This window comes from Stenotrophomonas sp. 17(2023) (assembly GCF_030345315.1).
In the GTDB taxonomy this organism is placed as follows: domain Bacteria; phylum Pseudomonadota; class Gammaproteobacteria; order Xanthomonadales; family Xanthomonadaceae; genus Stenotrophomonas; species Stenotrophomonas acidaminiphila.
The window spans coordinates 1,419,487-1,435,809 of record NZ_CP128405.1 but is presented as its reverse complement, the minus strand read 5'-3'; the positions used below and the strand labels follow the sequence as shown (position 1 = coordinate 1,435,809).

General features: G+C 67.3%; 18 protein-coding genes. 6 read left to right on the top strand and 12 right to left on the bottom strand.

What is annotated here, in order from left to right; translation table 11 throughout:
- From QQA12_RS06340 to QQA12_RS06325, 4 genes are read right to left on the bottom strand one after another with little or no spacing between them, the layout of a single operon-like run.
- Complete coding sequence (locus QQA12_RS06340) at positions 1-552, bottom strand: PilX N-terminal domain-containing pilus assembly protein (protein ID WP_226050010.1); 552 nt, start codon at positions 550-552, stop codon at positions 1-3.
- Positions 549-1,400 (bottom strand): prepilin-type N-terminal cleavage/methylation domain-containing protein, encoded by an 852-nt coding sequence (locus tag QQA12_RS06335; RefSeq protein ID WP_056932287.1) that lies wholly within the window; start codon positions 1,398-1,400, stop codon positions 549-551. Before QQA12_RS06335 ends, QQA12_RS06340 begins: the two co-directional genes overlap by 4 nt.
- Positions 1,401-1,405: 5 nt before the next feature.
- Positions 1,406-1,888 (bottom strand): prepilin-type N-terminal cleavage/methylation domain-containing protein, encoded by a 483-nt coding sequence (locus QQA12_RS06330; RefSeq protein WP_225546696.1) that lies wholly within the window; start codon positions 1,886-1,888, stop codon positions 1,406-1,408.
- A complete protein-coding gene (locus QQA12_RS06325) occupies positions 1,879-2,358 on the bottom strand; it encodes a GspH/FimT family pseudopilin (RefSeq protein WP_233324822.1) in 480 nt (159 codons plus the stop codon). The genes QQA12_RS06330 and QQA12_RS06325 overlap by 10 nt, the downstream gene beginning before the upstream one ends.
- Positions 2,359-2,553: 195 nt before the next feature.
- Between QQA12_RS06325 and QQA12_RS06320 the strand changes: the two genes are divergently transcribed.
- Positions 2,554-3,561: a histidine kinase gene (locus QQA12_RS06320; RefSeq protein ID WP_226050012.1), complete on the top strand. Its 1,008-nt coding sequence runs from the start codon at positions 2,554-2,556 to the stop codon at positions 3,559-3,561.
- 93 nt (positions 3,562-3,654) lie between these two features.
- On the opposite strand, the gene ppnN is transcribed toward QQA12_RS06320, so the two are convergent.
- The 5 genes from ppnN to grxD form a co-directional block, all read right to left on the bottom strand.
- A complete protein-coding gene (ppnN, locus tag QQA12_RS06315) occupies positions 3,655-5,043 on the bottom strand; it encodes a nucleotide 5'-monophosphate nucleosidase PpnN (protein ID WP_054664654.1) in 1,389 nt (462 codons plus the stop codon).
- A gap of 114 nt (positions 5,044-5,157) precedes the next feature.
- Positions 5,158-8,448, bottom strand: coding sequence for a carboxypeptidase regulatory-like domain-containing protein (locus tag QQA12_RS06310; RefSeq protein WP_233324821.1), 3,291 nt, complete (start codon positions 8,446-8,448; stop codon positions 5,158-5,160).
- A 216-nt stretch (positions 8,449-8,664) separates the two neighbouring features.
- Positions 8,665-9,258, bottom strand: a complete 594-nt coding sequence (locus QQA12_RS06305; RefSeq protein ID WP_226050014.1) for a YhgN family NAAT transporter — start codon at positions 9,256-9,258, stop codon at positions 8,665-8,667.
- Complete coding sequence (locus tag QQA12_RS06300) at positions 9,255-10,013, bottom strand: SDR family NAD(P)-dependent oxidoreductase (protein ID WP_226050015.1); 759 nt, start codon at positions 10,011-10,013, stop codon at positions 9,255-9,257. Before QQA12_RS06300 ends, QQA12_RS06305 begins: the two co-directional genes overlap by 4 nt.
- Positions 10,010-10,330 carry a Grx4 family monothiol glutaredoxin gene (gene grxD, locus QQA12_RS06295; RefSeq protein ID WP_054664643.1) on the bottom strand — a complete coding sequence of 107 codons (321 nt, stop codon included), beginning with the start codon at positions 10,328-10,330 and terminating at the stop codon, positions 10,010-10,012. The genes QQA12_RS06300 and grxD overlap by 4 nt, the downstream gene beginning before the upstream one ends.
- A 122-nt stretch (positions 10,331-10,452) precedes the next feature.
- Here grxD and QQA12_RS06290 point away from each other — a divergent pair, with 122 nt between their 5' ends.
- Positions 10,453-11,031: a superoxide dismutase gene (locus tag QQA12_RS06290; RefSeq protein ID WP_056932283.1), complete on the top strand. Its 579-nt coding sequence runs from the start codon at positions 10,453-10,455 to the stop codon at positions 11,029-11,031.
- A gap of 486 nt (positions 11,032-11,517) precedes the next feature.
- Here QQA12_RS06290 and QQA12_RS06285 read toward each other — a convergent pair whose 3' ends face one another.
- The gene (locus QQA12_RS06285) at positions 11,518-12,663 is read right to left on the bottom strand and encodes a 5-(carboxyamino)imidazole ribonucleotide synthase (protein ID WP_226050016.1); all 1,146 of its coding nucleotides are present in this window, start codon (positions 12,661-12,663) and stop codon (positions 11,518-11,520) included.
- Entirely contained in the window at positions 12,660-13,163 is a 504-nt protein-coding gene (gene purE / locus QQA12_RS06280) for a 5-(carboxyamino)imidazole ribonucleotide mutase (RefSeq protein WP_054664635.1), read from the bottom strand. The genes QQA12_RS06285 and purE overlap by 4 nt, the downstream gene beginning before the upstream one ends.
- A gap of 59 nt (positions 13,164-13,222) precedes the next feature.
- Here purE and QQA12_RS06275 point away from each other — a divergent pair, with 59 nt between their 5' ends.
- The 4 genes from QQA12_RS06275 (at position 13,223) to QQA12_RS06260 (ending at position 15,816) form a co-directional block, all read left to right on the top strand.
- Positions 13,223-13,492, top strand: a complete 270-nt coding sequence (locus QQA12_RS06275; RefSeq protein ID WP_054664632.1) for a Trm112 family protein — start codon at positions 13,223-13,225, stop codon at positions 13,490-13,492.
- A 2-nt stretch (positions 13,493-13,494) separates the two neighbouring features.
- Complete coding sequence (gene nadC, locus QQA12_RS06270) at positions 13,495-14,364, top strand: carboxylating nicotinate-nucleotide diphosphorylase (protein WP_233324820.1); 870 nt, start codon at positions 13,495-13,497, stop codon at positions 14,362-14,364.
- A 116-nt stretch (positions 14,365-14,480) separates the two neighbouring features.
- A complete protein-coding gene (locus QQA12_RS06265; protein WP_226050275.1) occupies positions 14,481-15,356 on the top strand; it encodes a DUF2272 domain-containing protein in 876 nt (291 codons plus the stop codon).
- A 109-nt stretch (positions 15,357-15,465) separates the two neighbouring features.
- Complete coding sequence (locus tag QQA12_RS06260) at positions 15,466-15,816, top strand: DUF3301 domain-containing protein (protein ID WP_226050018.1); 351 nt, start codon at positions 15,466-15,468, stop codon at positions 15,814-15,816.
- A gap of 69 nt (positions 15,817-15,885) precedes the next feature.
- Here QQA12_RS06260 and QQA12_RS06255 read toward each other — a convergent pair whose 3' ends face one another.
- A complete protein-coding gene (locus tag QQA12_RS06255) occupies positions 15,886-16,323 on the bottom strand; it encodes a ClpXP protease specificity-enhancing factor (RefSeq protein ID WP_056932281.1) in 438 nt (145 codons plus the stop codon).

The window sequence follows — 16,323 nt, the reverse complement described above, 5'->3', positions numbered from 1 at the left end:
TCATTGTCCCGGTGATGGGGTACGACTGGCCACGTTGGCCTGCAGCACGACATCCGCCCGCCCGACGGAACGGCTGCGCGCGGTGATGCGGAAAAGCGGGCTCTCGCAGTCCGGCGAAGGCGGCAGGCTGTCGCAGTTGCCCTTGTAGCCCGGCCCGACGCCCAGGTACTCGATCCAATACTGGGGCGCCGCCCCCAAACGCGTGTCGTAGGTGCCTGCAGGCAGGCTCGCCCAGACCGCAGCCGCCCCGGTCGGACAGACACTTGTGCTGGTGCAATCGGCGGCTGCCGGGATCGTTCCCGCTTCCCAGGCCGAATTCCCGGCCAATACCACATCCTGCGCGTAACGCAGGGCGGTTTCGGCTCCCTGGAAGGCCAGGCTGCGGTCACGCATGTTGGCGCTCATGCGCTCCTGCATGGCCGAACTGCGGAGTATCGCGATGCCCAGGACCGACAGTATCAGCAGCAATATCAACACCACCAGCAAGGTGATGCCCCGCTGCGCGCGGCTTGCCGCCAGAGTGGGGCCGCCGGTGCCGACGGAAAGGCTCATAGCGTACGACTCCGGAGGCTGAAGATATTGGACGAATTGCGGGTCAATGCCTTGCCATCCACATCCCGCCCGGTGAGCACCATGGTGGCACGCACGCTGATGACCGATGACCAGTCGGCGGGGGTAGCCGTATAGCTAGCGCCTCCCTGCTGCAGATAGGAGAAGGCGATCGACTGGACACCGTCGGTGACTTCCTCGCCCGCGCCGCCGAAGCGCGAGACATAGAGCGAGTTGCCACCACGACCATTGGCGGCGACATACCAGCGCGCGCTGCGCAACCGCCCCACCACCACGGAGGATGGCGGTGCGTGCTGGTCGGCGCCGGGGTTGTAACCGCCCGGCAGCGCGGCGAACCCGACGGTACTGCTGCTTACGCTGGTGGCCTGCACCACGAAACTCTTGCGCGCATTGCACAGCAGCAGCCAGTCGCCCACCTCGAATTTGTCCGTGGCATCGGAAACCTGCGCCGAATCCAGGGTGATGGAGGTCGAGGTCGATGCGGTGACCTTATAGGCCGCATCTTCCCCGGAAACCACGGTCAGCTGGCTGGCATTGCCGGTGATCGGATTGTCACGGAACGCATCGGACTGGGCGCCCGTGGTTTCCACGACCGAGGCCGTGGAGCAGGCAGACCCGCCGGCCGAGCGGATGTCCTGCGACATCACCTCGAACGCGACCCGCGCGCTTTCCTGGATGCGGTTCAGCCCTTCGTTGGCACGAAACGAGTTCTGATTGGACTGGAACATGACGAACGCCGCACCCAGCACCATCAACCCCAGCACCAGGGCGATCATCAACTCGATCAGGCTGAAGCCCGCCGAGCGGCGGCGGCCTGCACGGTAAGCCATGCCATTCATATGCGCACCTCGGTTGCCACCTGGCGGGTGCTGCTGCCGCCGGCGCGCTGGTCGTCCCACTGAACCGTGATCCGGTAGCGGCTGTTGCCGAGCGCCTCGATCCGGCCGCAGGTACTGGTGTCGCCTGCCACGCCCATCGTGCTCTTGAGCGCGTTGATCCAGGCTGCCTGATCGTTCTGCGCCAGACTTCCGCCCGAACCCGCGCTACAGGTCATGGCCATCGCATAATTTCCTGCATTGAGCCGGTTGGCGCGCATCGCCTCGGCGATCGACGTCGTCTGCATCACCGCCTGGCTGCTTTCCAGCGAGCCCTGCCCGCCGCGCAGTGCCAGCGCCTGCATCGCAGCGATGCCAAGCAGGCCGATACCGAGAATCAGCACCGAAATCATGACTTCCAGCAGGCTGACGCCCCGCTGGTTGCGTGCCAAATGCCGCCCCGTCGGCCGACGCGGGCCGTGGACGGCGCCGTTCATGGACATGCCCCACCTCCATTGTTCTTGGTGGTGGTGACTCCACCACCGACCAGCATGGTCACGACCCGCTGGTTGTCACCCACGGTGCTCACCGGCAGGCAGACCGTCATGCTGGCCTGCGCATCGAGCAGGCCCGTGGGGCGGAAACGGATGCCGGCGGCCGGCCCGGCGACCTGCATGTCACCAGACGCGGCCGAATCGCGGATCACTTCGCTGCTGCCGTCGGCATTGTCGCGACCGGTCACGATCCAGCGGCTCCAGTCGGTCGTGCTGGCACAACTCGTGCCGTTGTCGCTGCCGCAGACCGTGACGGGCGCATTGCGGCGGATGGCCTCCGAGCGCGCCAGCTGCAGGGCGGTGACCAGCTCCGTGGATGTGGCGCTGAGGCGGTTGGCGGCGATCAGCCCCTGCATGGCAGGCACGGCGATCGTGGCGATGATCGCCAGCACGGCCACCGTCACCATCAGTTCGATCAAGGTAAACCCAGCCCCTGCCGATGGCCGCGGAGTTCCAGCATCCCGTAGCGACATGACACTCCCCATGATTTTCCAAACCGACAGTAACCGCGGCGTCCGGTCCATTTCCATACGATTGCGACGAGCGGGCCGATCCCGGGAGCCAGCGGTCGCCCGCGGTGGCTATGATCCCGGTTCCCCGCCCAGGTTGGTGCCGTGTCACATCCCCATCGCCCGATCGACATCCTGCTCAGCCCGGCGACCCTGATCGGGGTGGTCCTCGCCGGGGAGGCGCTGGCCGCGCTGCTCGCCCTGTCTCCGGCGCCGGTGGACGACCGGCTGGTACTGTTCGGACTGGCATCGCTGGGGATCCAGTGGGCGACCCTGGGCACGCTGGCTTTGGTCCATCTGCTTCGCCCACTCCTCGGGCGGCTGAAGCCACAGCCGCTGGCATGGACCTGCCTGGGCCTGTTGCTGGTCACCACCCTACTGATGGCCGCGGCATCCTGGAAGTTGATGAGCTTCCGCCATGCGCCGGGCGACCACGAAGGCACCCTGTTCGTGCTGCGCGCGCTGGCATTGGCGCTGGTGGCCGGCCTGCTGGTACTGCTCGCGTTCCAGAACCACTGGCGCGTGCGGCAACTGGCGCTGCGCGCCAAGCAGGCGGAACTGGATGCCCTGCAGGCGCGCATCCACCCGCACTTCCTGTTCAATACGCTCAATACCGGGGCCGCGCTCGTGCATCAGCAGCCGCAGAAGGCCGAGCAGTTGCTGCTGGACCTGGCCGACCTGTTCCGCGCAGCCCTGACCGATTCGCGGCAGGTCCCGCTGCACGAGGAAGTGGAGCTCGCCCGCCGCTATATCGATATCGAGCAACTGCGCTTCGGTGCGCGGATGCAGGTGGAATGGACCTTGCCCGACACGCTGCCCGCCGTCGCAGTACCGATCCTGTCGATCCAGCCGCTGGTGGAAAACGCCATCCACCATGGCGTGGAGCCCTCGCCCGGGCCATGCCGGCTGCAGATCGCCATCCAGCCGGAAGCCGGTGGGGTCAGGATCACGGTCAGCAACGACCTGCCCGCGCCCATGGCCAGCAGCATCCACCGTGGCCACAGCGTCGGCCTGCAGGCGTTGCGCGCACGGGTCCAGATGATGGGCGGCGATGTCCACACGCAGGCAGCCGATGGGCGCTACCAGGCCTCGCTGAGGATGCCGGCGGCCTGAGCAGGCGGACGTACCGGCGCCAGCGCCCGGAACCCGATGCCGCGCCCCGGATGGCACCGGGTACGCGGCACCGCGTCGGCGCCGCAGGTCAGGTCAGGTCACGACCTGGTAGCAGGGGTGATACTCACCCGAAATCTTCATGCGCCGCTGTTCGACGAAGGCCCGCAGCAGCGCATCCAGCGCCTGCATCATGTCCGGGTCGCCGTGGATCCTGAACGGCCCGAAGCGCTCGATCCGCTGCATGCTGTCCTCCTTGACGTTGCCGGCGACGATGCCCGAGAACGCACGCCGCAGGTCCGCCGCCAGCTCCGGTGCGGGACGACCGTGATGCAGGTCCAGGGCGGCCATTGCCTCATGCGTCGGAACGAACGGCTGCTGGTACTCGTGCGGAATCTCCACCGACCAGTTGAAGAAGAACGAATCCTTGTGCGCCAGCCGGTACTCGCGCACCCGCTTGATGCCCTGGGTCATGCGCCGCGACACCGCCACCGGGTCGCCGACGATGATCTCGTAGCGGCTGGCCGCCTCCTCGCCCAGGGTCATGCGTATGAACCGGTCGATCTGCTCGAAGTACGGCGCGGCGATGGTCGGGCCGCTGAGGATCAGCGGGAACGGCAGCGCCTTGTTCTCCTCGCGCAGCAGGATGCCCAGCAGGTACAGGATTTCCTCGGCGGTGCCGACGCCGCCCGGGAATACGATGATGCCGTGGCCCATGCGCACGAACGCCTCAAGGCGTTTCTCGATGTCCGGCATGATCACCAGGTGGTTGACGATCGGGTTCGGCGACTCGGCGGCGATGATGCCCGGCTCGGTGATGCCGATGTAACGGGTATTGGTCCTGCGCTGCTTGGCGTGGGCGATCGTCGCGCCCTTCATCGGTCCCTTCATCGCACCCGGGCCGCAGCCGGTGCAGATGTCCAGACCACGCAGCCCCAGCTCATAGCCGACCTGCTTGGTGTACAGGTATTCGTCGCGGGAAATCGAGTGGCCACCCCAGCACACGACCAGGTTCGGCTCGCTCGGCTGCAGGATGCGGGCGTTGCGCAGCACGCCGAACACCGCGTTGGTGATGCCCTCGGATGTCTCCAGGTCCGAGGCATACTCCGGCCCCAGCTCGATGGCCATGTACGCCAGGTCGCGCACCACCGAGAACAGCAGCTCGGCGATGCCGCGGATGATCTCGCCGTCGACGAAAGCCATCGCCGGCGCATTGGTGAGGTCGATGCGGACGCCGCGGTCCTGCTGCGCCACCTGGATGTCGAAGTCGGGATAGAGGTCGCGCGCCGCGCGCGGGTCGTCCGATGCGCTGCCGCTGGTGAGCACGGCCAGCGCGCAGCGCCGCAGCAACTCGTGCATGCCGCCGCTCGACGCGTCGCGCAGGCGCGCGACCTCCGCCCGAGACAACACGTCCAGACCACCGCGCGGGTAGATCCGCGCATCCTGCACCGGCAGCGCCCGTGCCACCGCCTCTTTCGTCGTCATTTCCATCCTCGGTTCCGCCTTCACAGTTGGTCGAATGTAGCGCTGCCCCCATGAAAAGGAAAACGGCCGGGTTGCCCCGGCCGTTTTACCGTTTGGTTCCGATCAGTGGATCGCTCAGAACTTGTAGCGGAAACCAACCTGCAGCGACCAACGGGACTCCGGATCGGTCAGGAAACGCTTGTACACCTTGCTTTCGTCGAAGTTGTACACGTACTTGCCCGTAGCCTTGTCCACGCCCACGAACTCGACGGCACGCATGTCGCTATACGGCGACTGGTAGGCGATGTGGCCCCAATCCTTGTTCAGCAGATTGCCGACATTCATGATGTCGAGCCAGATCTCCGACTTGTGGCCCTTGAAGAAGCCCGGCAGCTCCTGGCTGATACGCACGTCGAAGTTGTTCACCCACGGGTTGCGGCTGCTGTTACGCGGAGCAACGCGCCCCTGATAGCTCAGCAGCTCGGGGTTCTTCTTCAGCCAATCGAAGAAGGAGGTCTCCATCGCTGCGCCGCCACTGAACAACACATCACCCAGACCTGCCGGGACGTACAGCAGATCATTGGTATAGCCATCACCGTTCATGTCGTTCAGGTAGCGCCAGCTGTAGGGAGTACCCGAGCGGCCTTCGTAGAACGCGGTGATGGTGGTGTTGTAGTTGCCGAAGAATGCCTTGCGGAAGGTCAACGATGCAGTGACGCGATCCTTGATCTCGTAGTTCGACGTCGACGCGACATCGTCGTTCGGGTCGAACACGCCGATGTTCTGCCAGTTGGAAATGGCGCGCGAGGAGGTCAGCGGATTGACTTCCGTCGCATCGGTGTAGGTGTAACCCACCATCCAGCCCCAAGTGTCTTCCAGCGGCTTGCTCAGGCTGACGGTGAACTGGCTGCTGCGGCCCTTGTCGGTGTTCTTCAACAGGATCACGCCATCGTTGTGCCAACCGGTCACGTTCTCGTAGCCCGGAATGGTGTCAGCGATCTGCGCGATGGTCTGGCCATTGACGATGCCACCGTTTGCACGCGTGCCGGACGCCTTGCCGTACAGGTTCTTCCAGTACAGGTTACGACCGTCGACACCCTGCGTGTAGGTCGGAGCCCCCAGGTCCAGGCGCTGGAAGTACAGCGCATTGTTGACCTTGGTCAGCAGCAGTTCCGCAGATGCCACGATGCCGTGCCACGGCAACTCGGTATCGAACGCAAGGTTGGCCTTCCATACCGACGGCTGCTCGATCCCCTTGTCCATCAGGTTGACCATCATCTGGTAACCCGCGGCCGGATTCGGCGTGGTGGGATTGTCCGCATCCAGCGAAACCGGCAGCTTTGCCCAGATTTCCTCACGCTGGGCCGGGGTCAGGCCGGCGATACCATTCGGGAAGGCGTTGTAACCAATCAGACCGAAACCGGAGTTCTGGTAGGAGTTACCGACCCACACGTTCGCGGCAGCGCCCTGGAACAGGCCCAGGCCACCACGCAGCTGCGTCGGACGCTCGCTGTCGAAGGTGTAGTTGAAGCCGAAGCGCGGCTGCAGCAGGGTCTTGTCCAGCGTGTACCGGTTGTCCAGCCCATAGACCTTCTGGACCAGCTCATTGTGCATCGGCACGTCATCCAGCGACGGGATATCCGCACGAAGGCCGAACAGCAGGGTCAGGTTGTAATTCACCGCCCAGCTGTCCTGCACGAACAAGCCGGTATTGCGGTGCTTGTAACGCATGGCCACCGAATCCATGCCCAGACCCGGCACCGGCGCGTTCAGGCGATAGTCGCCGTAATGGCCATTGCGGAAGTTCTCGATGCTGGAGAACGTGTACGAGCCCCAGATGTTCTGGGCGTACAGGTTGTATACGTCGTTCTTTTCCCAGTCGAAGCCGAACTTCAGGGTATGGTCACCGACGTACCACGTACCGGCACCGTAAGCCGTATCGGTCGTGGTGTTGATCTGGTTGCCGTGACGGAACTCGTCCGCACCGAAGTTCAGGTAGGGCGATGCGGCGACGTCGCTGTCGGTGGCGCTGGTGCGGAAACCGATGCTGATCTGCGGCATCTTGGTGTTGACCGAGCTCAACGAATCATAGGTACGGCGACCGATCTTGAATTCGGTGGAGAAGTTGTCGCTCCAATCGCTGAACAGCTGGGCGACGGAGGTCTCCACGGTCTTGTTCACCGCATACCAGCGGCTGTCCAGGCCCAGCGAGGTGCTGCTGGAACCAGCCAGCGTCGGATCAACCTGCTCAAGCTTCGAAAAACGCGCCGAGAGGCGATGCTTGTCGCTGATGTTCCAGTCGATCTTGGCCGCGTACTCTTCGATTTCCTGCTTGATGCTGCTCGGCGCGTTGAAGCTGCCGATGTCGACGCCGTACTTATCCTTGGCGATCTGCTGCACTTCGGCGATCTGCGCCGCGGTGATGTTCACCTCGTTGGTCGCACCCGAACCGACCGGACCAAACGAGCTGCCTGCACGATCCTGCTCGAACTTCTCGTAGTTCACGAAGAAGAACAGCTTGTCCTTGACCAGCGGGCCACCAAAAGTTGCACCGTAGGTCTTTTCCTTGTTGAAACCGCTGAACGGAGCATTGTTGGTCGGATTGTCGCCAACCATGTCCTTGTCGCGGTAGACGCCGTAAACCGAACCATGGAATTCGTTGGTACCGGACTTGGTCACCGCATCGATCACTGCACCGGTGGCGCCGGTGATCGTGGTGTCGTAATTGGAAATATCGACGTTGATGGCTTCAATCGCATCCATCGACACCGGCTGGCGCTTGGTCGGGAAGTTGTTCGACTCCAGGCCAAAGGTATCACTGGTGTTCACGCCATCGATGCGAATGGCGTTGTAGCGCGGGTTCTGGCCGCCAACGGTCAACTCGCCACGCGACTTGTCGCTCTGGCTGATGCGCGGGTCAAGGCGCACGAAGTCCTGGATGTTGCGATTGATCGAGGGCAGCGCCTCGATCTGCTCGCGGGCCAGGTTCGTGCCAGTGCCCATCTTGCTGGAACTGAAGATCTCAGAACCACCGCCAACCGCCATGACCTGCACGGCTTCCAGAGTGGTCGCGGCGAGATCGCCGCTCAGTGCCGTATTGACCGTATTGACCTGGTTCAGGCTCAGGTACACACCCTCTTCCGTCTTGGTGCCCTCACCCGGCTTGGTCACGGTGATGGTGTACGGACCACCCACGCGCAGGCCGCGCGCGTTGTAACGACCCGACGTATCGGTCGTGGCGCGGCTGACCGTGCCCGACTCGACGTGGGTGATGGTGACTTCGGCACCGGCCACCGGCGTACCGCCGTTGTTGGTGACCAGGCCGCCGACGCCGGCGGAGGTGCTCTGTGCGAAAGCCGGCGCGGCCGCGAGAGCGGCAACGAGACCAAGGGCAAGCTTGGACATCCGGATGCGAGGGTGGTTCATTCTGGGTAGCCTCGATACGAGTTGGCGATTGGGAAAAAACGCGATCCATCAGCCCCGGGGCCACCGGGCGCCTGATCGGCTTGAATCTGGGGGTACCTTCCGCGGCGGTTACATGCGCAACGGTTAAGATAAGGTTAACACGGTAAGCATCAAATATGACCGCAGCAAGACAGCCATCTTGCACTGCAGCAAAGGCCGTACTGGCGAATCAAAGACTTACGGAATGGACGCCAGGTAGGTAGCGACACCATCAAGCAACATTTGCACGGAAATCGCGACGAGCAGCATGCCCATCAGGCGTTCCAGCGCGGTCAGCGCCCTCGCCCCGAGCAGCTTGTAGAGCAGCGTGGCCGACATCAGGATCGCCGCCGTGCCCCCCCAGGCCAGCAGCAGCGCCAGGCTCCACTCCCCCAGCCGATCGGGCTCGTTGCTGCCCATCAGCATGACCGCCGCCATGCCCGACGGACCGGCCACCAGCGGGATCGCCATCGGCACGATGAACGGCTCGCCGTCCGGCACCGCGCCCATCAACCCTTCCGGCCGCGGGAAGATCATGCGGATGCCGATCAGGAACAGCACGATGCCGCCGGCGATCGATACCGACTCCTGGCGCAGGTGCATCAGCTCCAGCGCGTACTTGCCGCCCCACAGGAAAGCCATCAGCACGCCCAGCGCGATCAGCAGCTCGCGTACCAGGACCACGCGCTGGCGACGGGGCGCCAGCGGCTTGAGCAGGCTGAGGAAGACCGGGATGTTGCCCAGCGGATCCAGGATCAGGAACAGCAGCAGCGCGGCGGAGAGGATGGTCACCCGCGCAGTTCCAGCACCTTGCCGCGCCAGGCCGCGCCATCGGCGGCCAGCAGCTGCACGCAGGCATCGGCGCAGACCGCCGGGTCGACCGGCTCGTAGTCGGTTTCGTGGGTGAAGGCGCGCGCCCGCAGCGGCGTGCGCATCGGCCGCGGCTGCAGCCCGCTGACCCGCACCGGACTGCTGCGCAGTTCGTGATGCAGGGTATCGAGCAGGCCACGCAAGCCATACTGGGCCACGCCATAGCCGCCCCAGTAGGCCTGGCCGACCCGCTGCGGGTCGTCCAGCGCGAACACCACCGCCGCGTCCTCGCGCTGGCGCAGCAGCGGCAGGCAGGCCTGGGTGAGCCAGGCGCGGGCGGTGAGATTGACGTGGATGGCACGGGCGAACGCCGCCGGGTCGCCCAGCGCGAAGGGCGTGAGCCCGGCGAAGTCGGCCGCACAGTGCAGCAGGCCATCGAGCCGGCCGACTTCCGACTCCAGCCGCGCGGCCAGTTCGGCATAGTCATCCGGCGAGGCACCCTCCATGTCCAGCGGATACAGCAGCGGCTCGGGACCGAGCTGCGCGGCGCTGTCGTAGACCCGGTTGAGCTTGGCGACCTTGCGCCCCAGCAGCACCACCGTGGCGCCGGCGGCCGCACAGGCCCGCGACGCCGCCGCACCCAGGCCACCGGCGGCACCGGCGACCAGCACGACGCGCCCGTCCAGGCGGGAACCCGGGGCCGGCGCGTTGCCGGCGTCGATCGATTGCGCGCTCATGCCTGCCCCGCTTCGGCGACGATGCGCTTGAGTTCGCCCGACTCCAGCAGTTCCAGGATGATGTCGCAGCCGCCGATCAGTTCGCCGTGCATGAAGAACTGCGGGAACGTCGGCCAGTTGGAATAGCGCGGCAGGTTGGCCCGCACTTCAGGCAGCTCGAGCACGTTGACGGTACGCAGGTTGACCGCGCCCGCCGCCAGCAGCGCCTGCACGGCCCGGGCGGAGAACCCGCACATCGGATACTGCGGCGTCCCCTTCATGAACAGGACGAGGGGATGCTGTTCCACCTCCGCCTGGATTTGCTCCATCACCGCCATTGCAATCTCCCAGCTGCTGCGAAGGAACGGTCCGTCCGGTCGGATAGACTCTTCCTCCGTGGCTGCCGATTGTAAGCCGAGCCAGCCGGCTCCCGGCGCCCCAGACCGAAAAGAAACGGACCATGCCCGTCGAACTGCCCGACCTGCCCTATCCCCGCGACGCCCTGCAGCCGCACCTCACGGCGGCGACACTGGACCTGCACCACGGCCACCACCAGCGTGCCGATGTCGATGCGCTCAACGCCCGCATTGCCGGCACCGAACTGGCGGACCTGGCACTGGAGGAGATCGTCCGCGCCAGCCAGGGCAGCCTGTTCGAAGCCGCCGCACAGGCCTGGAACCACGCCTTCTACTGGCAGTGCCTGCACCCACGGGCCGGCGGCGAGCCGCACGGCGCGCTGGCCGACCGCATCGCGCGCCAGTTCGGCGACACCCAGAAGCTGCGCGAGGAGTTCAACCGGGCCGCACTGGCCCTGTCCGGCTCGGGCTGGGCGTGGCTGGTGCAGCACCCGGATGGCCGCCTGGCCATCGTCACCACCCGCAACGCCAACACGCCACTGACCGGCGACAGCACGCCGCTGCTGGCCTGCGACCTGTGGGAACACGCCTATTACGCCGACTTCCAGGACGACCGCGGGCGCTACCTGCAGGCGTTCTGGAAACTGGTGAACTGGGATTTCGTCGGCGCCCGGCTGCGCTGAGGACGCGGACCCGGGCGGCAGGCCTGGGCCTGGAACCCTCCCGCCCGGCACACGCACGGCACCGCCGCGCTGCCCAGCCGCCATGACCCTTGCCGCGGGCCCAGCCGCGGGCATCCACCGCCCCCGGCACCCGCACCACGCCGGCATGGAGTGACACTGCCGCACCCGGCACGGCGTCCCGGGCGCCGGGTCGAAATGTGGGGATGCAGCCATCGCGACGCGGCATCAGCGCCAGCGCGATCGGCGCGCGGCCTGCACGCCGCCACCGCCCGGCGTCATGTCGCCCGGGCATATCGGCGAAGGCCTGCGCGGTTTGCCCTGCCCCACCCAGGTTTGCGGCGGGCTTCGTTGCAGCCCGGCTGGTGGCGACTGCGATTCAAGCGATCGCCACGCCTGGCGTGCAGGCACGCGCGGGAACGCGCCGCTACGCAGCTGATCCCGGGGCATTGCCGGTCCCGGGCCGGCGACACAAGGTGGCTGGCGCGATCAGCGCTCGCGCAGTGCGCGCACCACCGGTTCCACCTGCGCCTGGCGGGCGAGCGCCAGCCCTACCCGCTCCAGCGCGTCGGCCAATGCCGCGGCATCGTCGTCGCGCAGGTTCGCATGGCCCACCTTGCGGCCGTCGCGCGGTTGTTTGCCGTAGTCGTGCCAGTGGCCGGAGGGCTCGGCCAGCACCGCACGCGCATCGGGCATCCGGCCGAGCCAGTTGAGCATGCAGGCGTAGCCAAGCACGCGGGTATCGCCCAGCGGCAGCCCCAGCACCGCGCGCAGATGGTTCTCGAACTGCGAGGTCTCCGCGCCGTCGCTGGTCCAGTGGCCGGAATTGTGTACGCGCGGGGCCATTTCGTTGGCCAGCAGTTCGTCGCCGCGGCAGAACAGCTCCAGCGCGAACACGCCCACGTAGTCCAGCCGCTCGGCCACGCGACGCGCGTAACCGATGGCGGCCTCGTGCTGCGCCACGCTCGCCGGCGCCGGTGCCAGGCTCGCCGACAGCACGCCATCGACATGCCAGTTGCCGGTCAGCGGCCAGGCACGGAACTCGCCATCGCGGCCGCGCACGGCCACCACGCTGACCTCGCGGTCGAAGGCGACGAAGCCTTCAAGGATCAGGCCGGTCGCATCGACCTGGGCGCCCAGCGCCTGCCAGGCGGCGTCGATGTCAGCCTCGCCACGGATGCGGAACTGGCCCTTGCCGTCATACCCCAGCCGGCGCGTCTTGAGGATGCAGGGCATGCCGAACTCGACCGCCTTCGCCGCCAGCTCGTCGCGGCTGCGGATATCGGCGAACGGCGGCAGCGGGATGCCCAGTTCCTGGAACAGCGTCTTCTCGCTGAGCCGGTCCTGCGCCACGGCCAGCGCGGCCGGGTTGGGAAATACCGGCCTGCGCTCGGCCAGCCAGCGTGCGCTGGTGGCCGGCACGTTCTCGAAATCGAAGGTGACCACGTCCACCCGCGCGGCGAACTCGGCCAGCGCGGCGGTATCGTCGAACGCACCCACCTGCAGTGGCGCCAGCTGCCCCGCGCAGGCATCGGCCGCTGGATCGAACACCACGAAGCGCAGGCCCAGCGGGGCGCCGGCCAATACCATCATGCGGGCCAGCTGCCCGCCACCGAGGATGCCGACCGTGGTCATTGGCGTGGGTCGTCGGCGGCCATCACATCGGCGGTCTGGCGCGTACGGAACGCCTCCAGCGCCTGGCCGATGGCAGGGTGCGCCGGCGCCAGCATCGCCGCTGCGAACAGCGCCGCATTCGCGGCACCGGCAGTGCCGATGGCGAAGGTCGCCACCGGTATTCCCGCCGGCATCTGCACGATCGACAGCAGCGAATCCATGCCGTTCAGCGCCTTGGACTGCACCGGCACGCCCAGCACCGGCACCGCGGTCTTGGCCGCGATCATGCCTGGCAGGTGGGCGGCGCCGCCGGCACCGGCGATGATCGCGCGCAGTCCGCGCGGGCCGGCCTGTTCGGCATAGGTGAACAGCACGTCCGGCGTGCGGTGCGCCGAAACCACCTTCACTTCATAGGGCACGCCCAGCGCGTCGAGCTTCTGGGCCGCATGTTGCATGGTCTCCCAGTCGGACCGGGAACCCATCACGATGCCGACGAGCGGCGCGGAGGAATTGGGGGTCATTGGCCGTCACCTGCTGCAAAGACGTATTCTAGCCGTCTTCCACGCAAGACCACGACCCGATGGACCGCAAACTGCTTGACCTGCTCGTCTCGCCCGATACCCGCCAACCGCTGGCCCTGCTGGACAGCGCCGGGCTCGAAGCGCTGAACCGCGCCATCGCCGCCGGCGGCGTCGCCCGTGCCGACGGCAGCGCGCAGGCCGAACCGCTGCGCGAGGCGCTGGTCACCCGCGACCGCAAGCAGGTGTTCCGGGTCGAGGACGGCATTCCGGTGCTGCTGGCCGATGAGGCCATCGTCACCGCGCAGATCGACGGCTTCCCGGGCAAGTGATGGTGCCGCAGCCGCCGGCCGCCCCGCCGCTGGAGCAGATTGAGGCCGACGTCGCCCGTGCCCTGGCCGAGGACATCGGCAGCGGTGACGTCACCGCCGCACTGCTGCCCGACACCGCCGACAGCGCCTATCTGCTGTGCAAGCAGGACGCGGTGGTCGCCGGCCGCCCCTGGTTCGACGCCACCCACCGCGCGCTCGATCCGCAGGTCAGGATCGACTGGCGGGTGCGGGAGGGCGAGCACGTCGCCGCCGGCACCGTGCTGGCCACCCTGCAGGGCCGCAGCCGCGCCCTGGTCAGCGCCGAGCGCACATCGCTGAACTTCATGCAGACGCTGTCGGCCACCGCCACCACCACCGCGCGGTACGTCGCGGCCGTGGCCGGTACCGGGGCGCGCATCCTCGATACCCGCAAGACCCTGCCCGGCCTGCGCCTGGCGCAGAAGTACGCGGTGCGCTGCGGCGGCGGCGAGAACCACCGCCTCGGCCTGTACGACATGGTCATGCTCAAGGAAAACCACATCCGCGCCGCCGGCTCGCTGACCGCCGCGGTACGCGCCGCGCGCACGTGCCAGCCGGCGCTGCCGCTGGTGGTCGAGGTCGAGGACCTGGCGCAGCTGGAAGAAGCCCTTGCCGCCGGCTGCGACCGCATCCTGATCGACGACTTCACCCCGGCCATGCGTCGCGACGCGGTCCGCATCGCCGCACGCCAGTCGCACGGCCGGCACATTCCGCTGGAAGTCTCCGGCAGCGTCGGCCTGGACGGGCTGCGCGCAATTGCCGAGGACGGCGTGGACTGCATTTCCATCGGCGGGCTGACCAAGCACGTGCAGGCGATCGACCTGTCGCTGAAGCTGGGTCCGCCGCCCCGCTGATTTCACGACACGGCCACGGCCGGCTCTGCGAGGCTCGCATGCACGCCCGAAGGGAACCTGCCGTGGTCCACCGCTTCCTGCTCTGCTGTGCGCTGTCGCTGCCTGCCCTGCCGGCCATGGCCGTGGAGGTCTGCGACATTCCCCCGCGCTATGGCGTGGGCGAGATCGCCAAGGCCATCGTCCGCGCCGCCTGCGGCGAACACCGCCTCTGGTACCGGCCCTTCATCGACCGCGATGGCCGCATCGCCAGCCTCGCCGTCACCGAGGCCGAGAGCAGCAGCCTGGCCGATGATGGCCTGATCGCCTGGCAGCGGGTGGCCGGCTATTGGCGCGAGAGCGGCACGCTGTCGCCGATGGGTGCCCTGCCCGGCGCCCGCAGCTGCATGGCCATGCCCGGCGAACGCACGACCGACAACGACTGCCGCGCCTTCCTGGTCGACAACCCGTGGTCGGCCGCCTTCGTTTCCTGGGTCATGGCACGCGCCGCGGTACCGGGCTTCGCCCGTTCGCCACGGCATATCGACTACATCCGTGCCGCCCGCCGCACCGGGGGCGACGGCGGGCCGTACCGGCTCACCGACCCGGCACTGGAAAAGCCGGCACCCGGCGACCTGCTGTGCTTCCTGCGCGAGCGCAGCCGGCCACTCAGCTACAGCGGCCTGGCCCAGGCCCTGGACAGTGGCGGCGCCGACCGCTGGAAGTCGCATTGCGAAGTGGTCGTGGCCGCCAATGCCGGCGGCGACCAGACCCTGTACCTGATCGGCGGCAACGTCGCCAACACGGTGGTCATGCGCAAGCTGCCACTGGACCGTACCGGCCGCCTGGTCATGCCGTCGCAGGCCGATGCACCGCCGGCAGCGCTGGAAGCGGCCTGCTCGCCGGGCCGCGAAGAGACGTGCGACTTCAACCGGCAGGACTGGGCTGCGCTGCTGAAGCTGGTCGAAGCGCCGCCGGCTCAGCCGCCACCGGGCACGACTGAGACACCGCGGTAGGCAGCGCGACAGGACGCCCGATCCCTGGCCGCCTCGCTGCCGATGCGCACGCACCCGCCACCGCACCGGCGTGGTTCCGCTTTTGCGCGCGCGCGCCTAAAGTGGCGCCATGCCTACCTTGTTGATTCTGATGATCGTCGGCGCCATCGGCTATGCCTTCTGGGATGCGTCCCGGGCCGCGGCCGAGCGCGCGACCGAACTGGGCCGCAATGCCTGCCAGGCCGCGGACGTGCAATGGCTGGACCAGAGCGTGCACGCGACGGGCATGCGCCTGTGCCGCCTGCCCAGCGGCTGGCTGGGCTTCGAGCGCAGCTTCCGTTTCGATTATTCCTACGACGGCGTCGAGCGCCACAGCGGGCGCATGGTGTTGCGCGGCAGGCAACTGGTGTCCTTCGTCGGACCGGCAACGGCGCGGGTGAGCACGCTGCAGCCGCGCACCGAGGAAGCCGAAGACATCTGAGCGGCGGCCGCCGCCCCCTGGTCGCACGCACGCGCAAACGAAACCGCCGCCTCGCGGCGGCGGTGTTGCCTACTTCACGACCCGCAGGAACGGGCGCTTGCCCGAGGGTTGCGGTGGATCCGGCGGCGTGGGCGGCGGCGTATCGTCGTCATGCGGCTCCGGACCATCGGTGCCCGGGATGTCGTCGGGCAATGCCATGCCCTGCCCGGTTTCGCGGGCATAGACCGCCAGCACCGCGGCGATCGGCACGTTCACCGGGAAGCTGACGCCGGAGAAGCGCGCGGTGAAACTCACCGCATCGTTGTCGATGTGCAGCCGCATCACCGCGCGCTCGGCGATGTTGAGCACGACCCGCTCGTCCTTGACCGCGCTGGCCGGCACCTGCACGCCCGGCACGCCGGCGTCGACCATGATGTGCGGGGTCATGCCGTTGTCGTTGATCCACTCCACCAGCGCCCTCAACAGGTAGGGACGATGGCTGCTCATGCGGAAAGATTCTTCACTCAT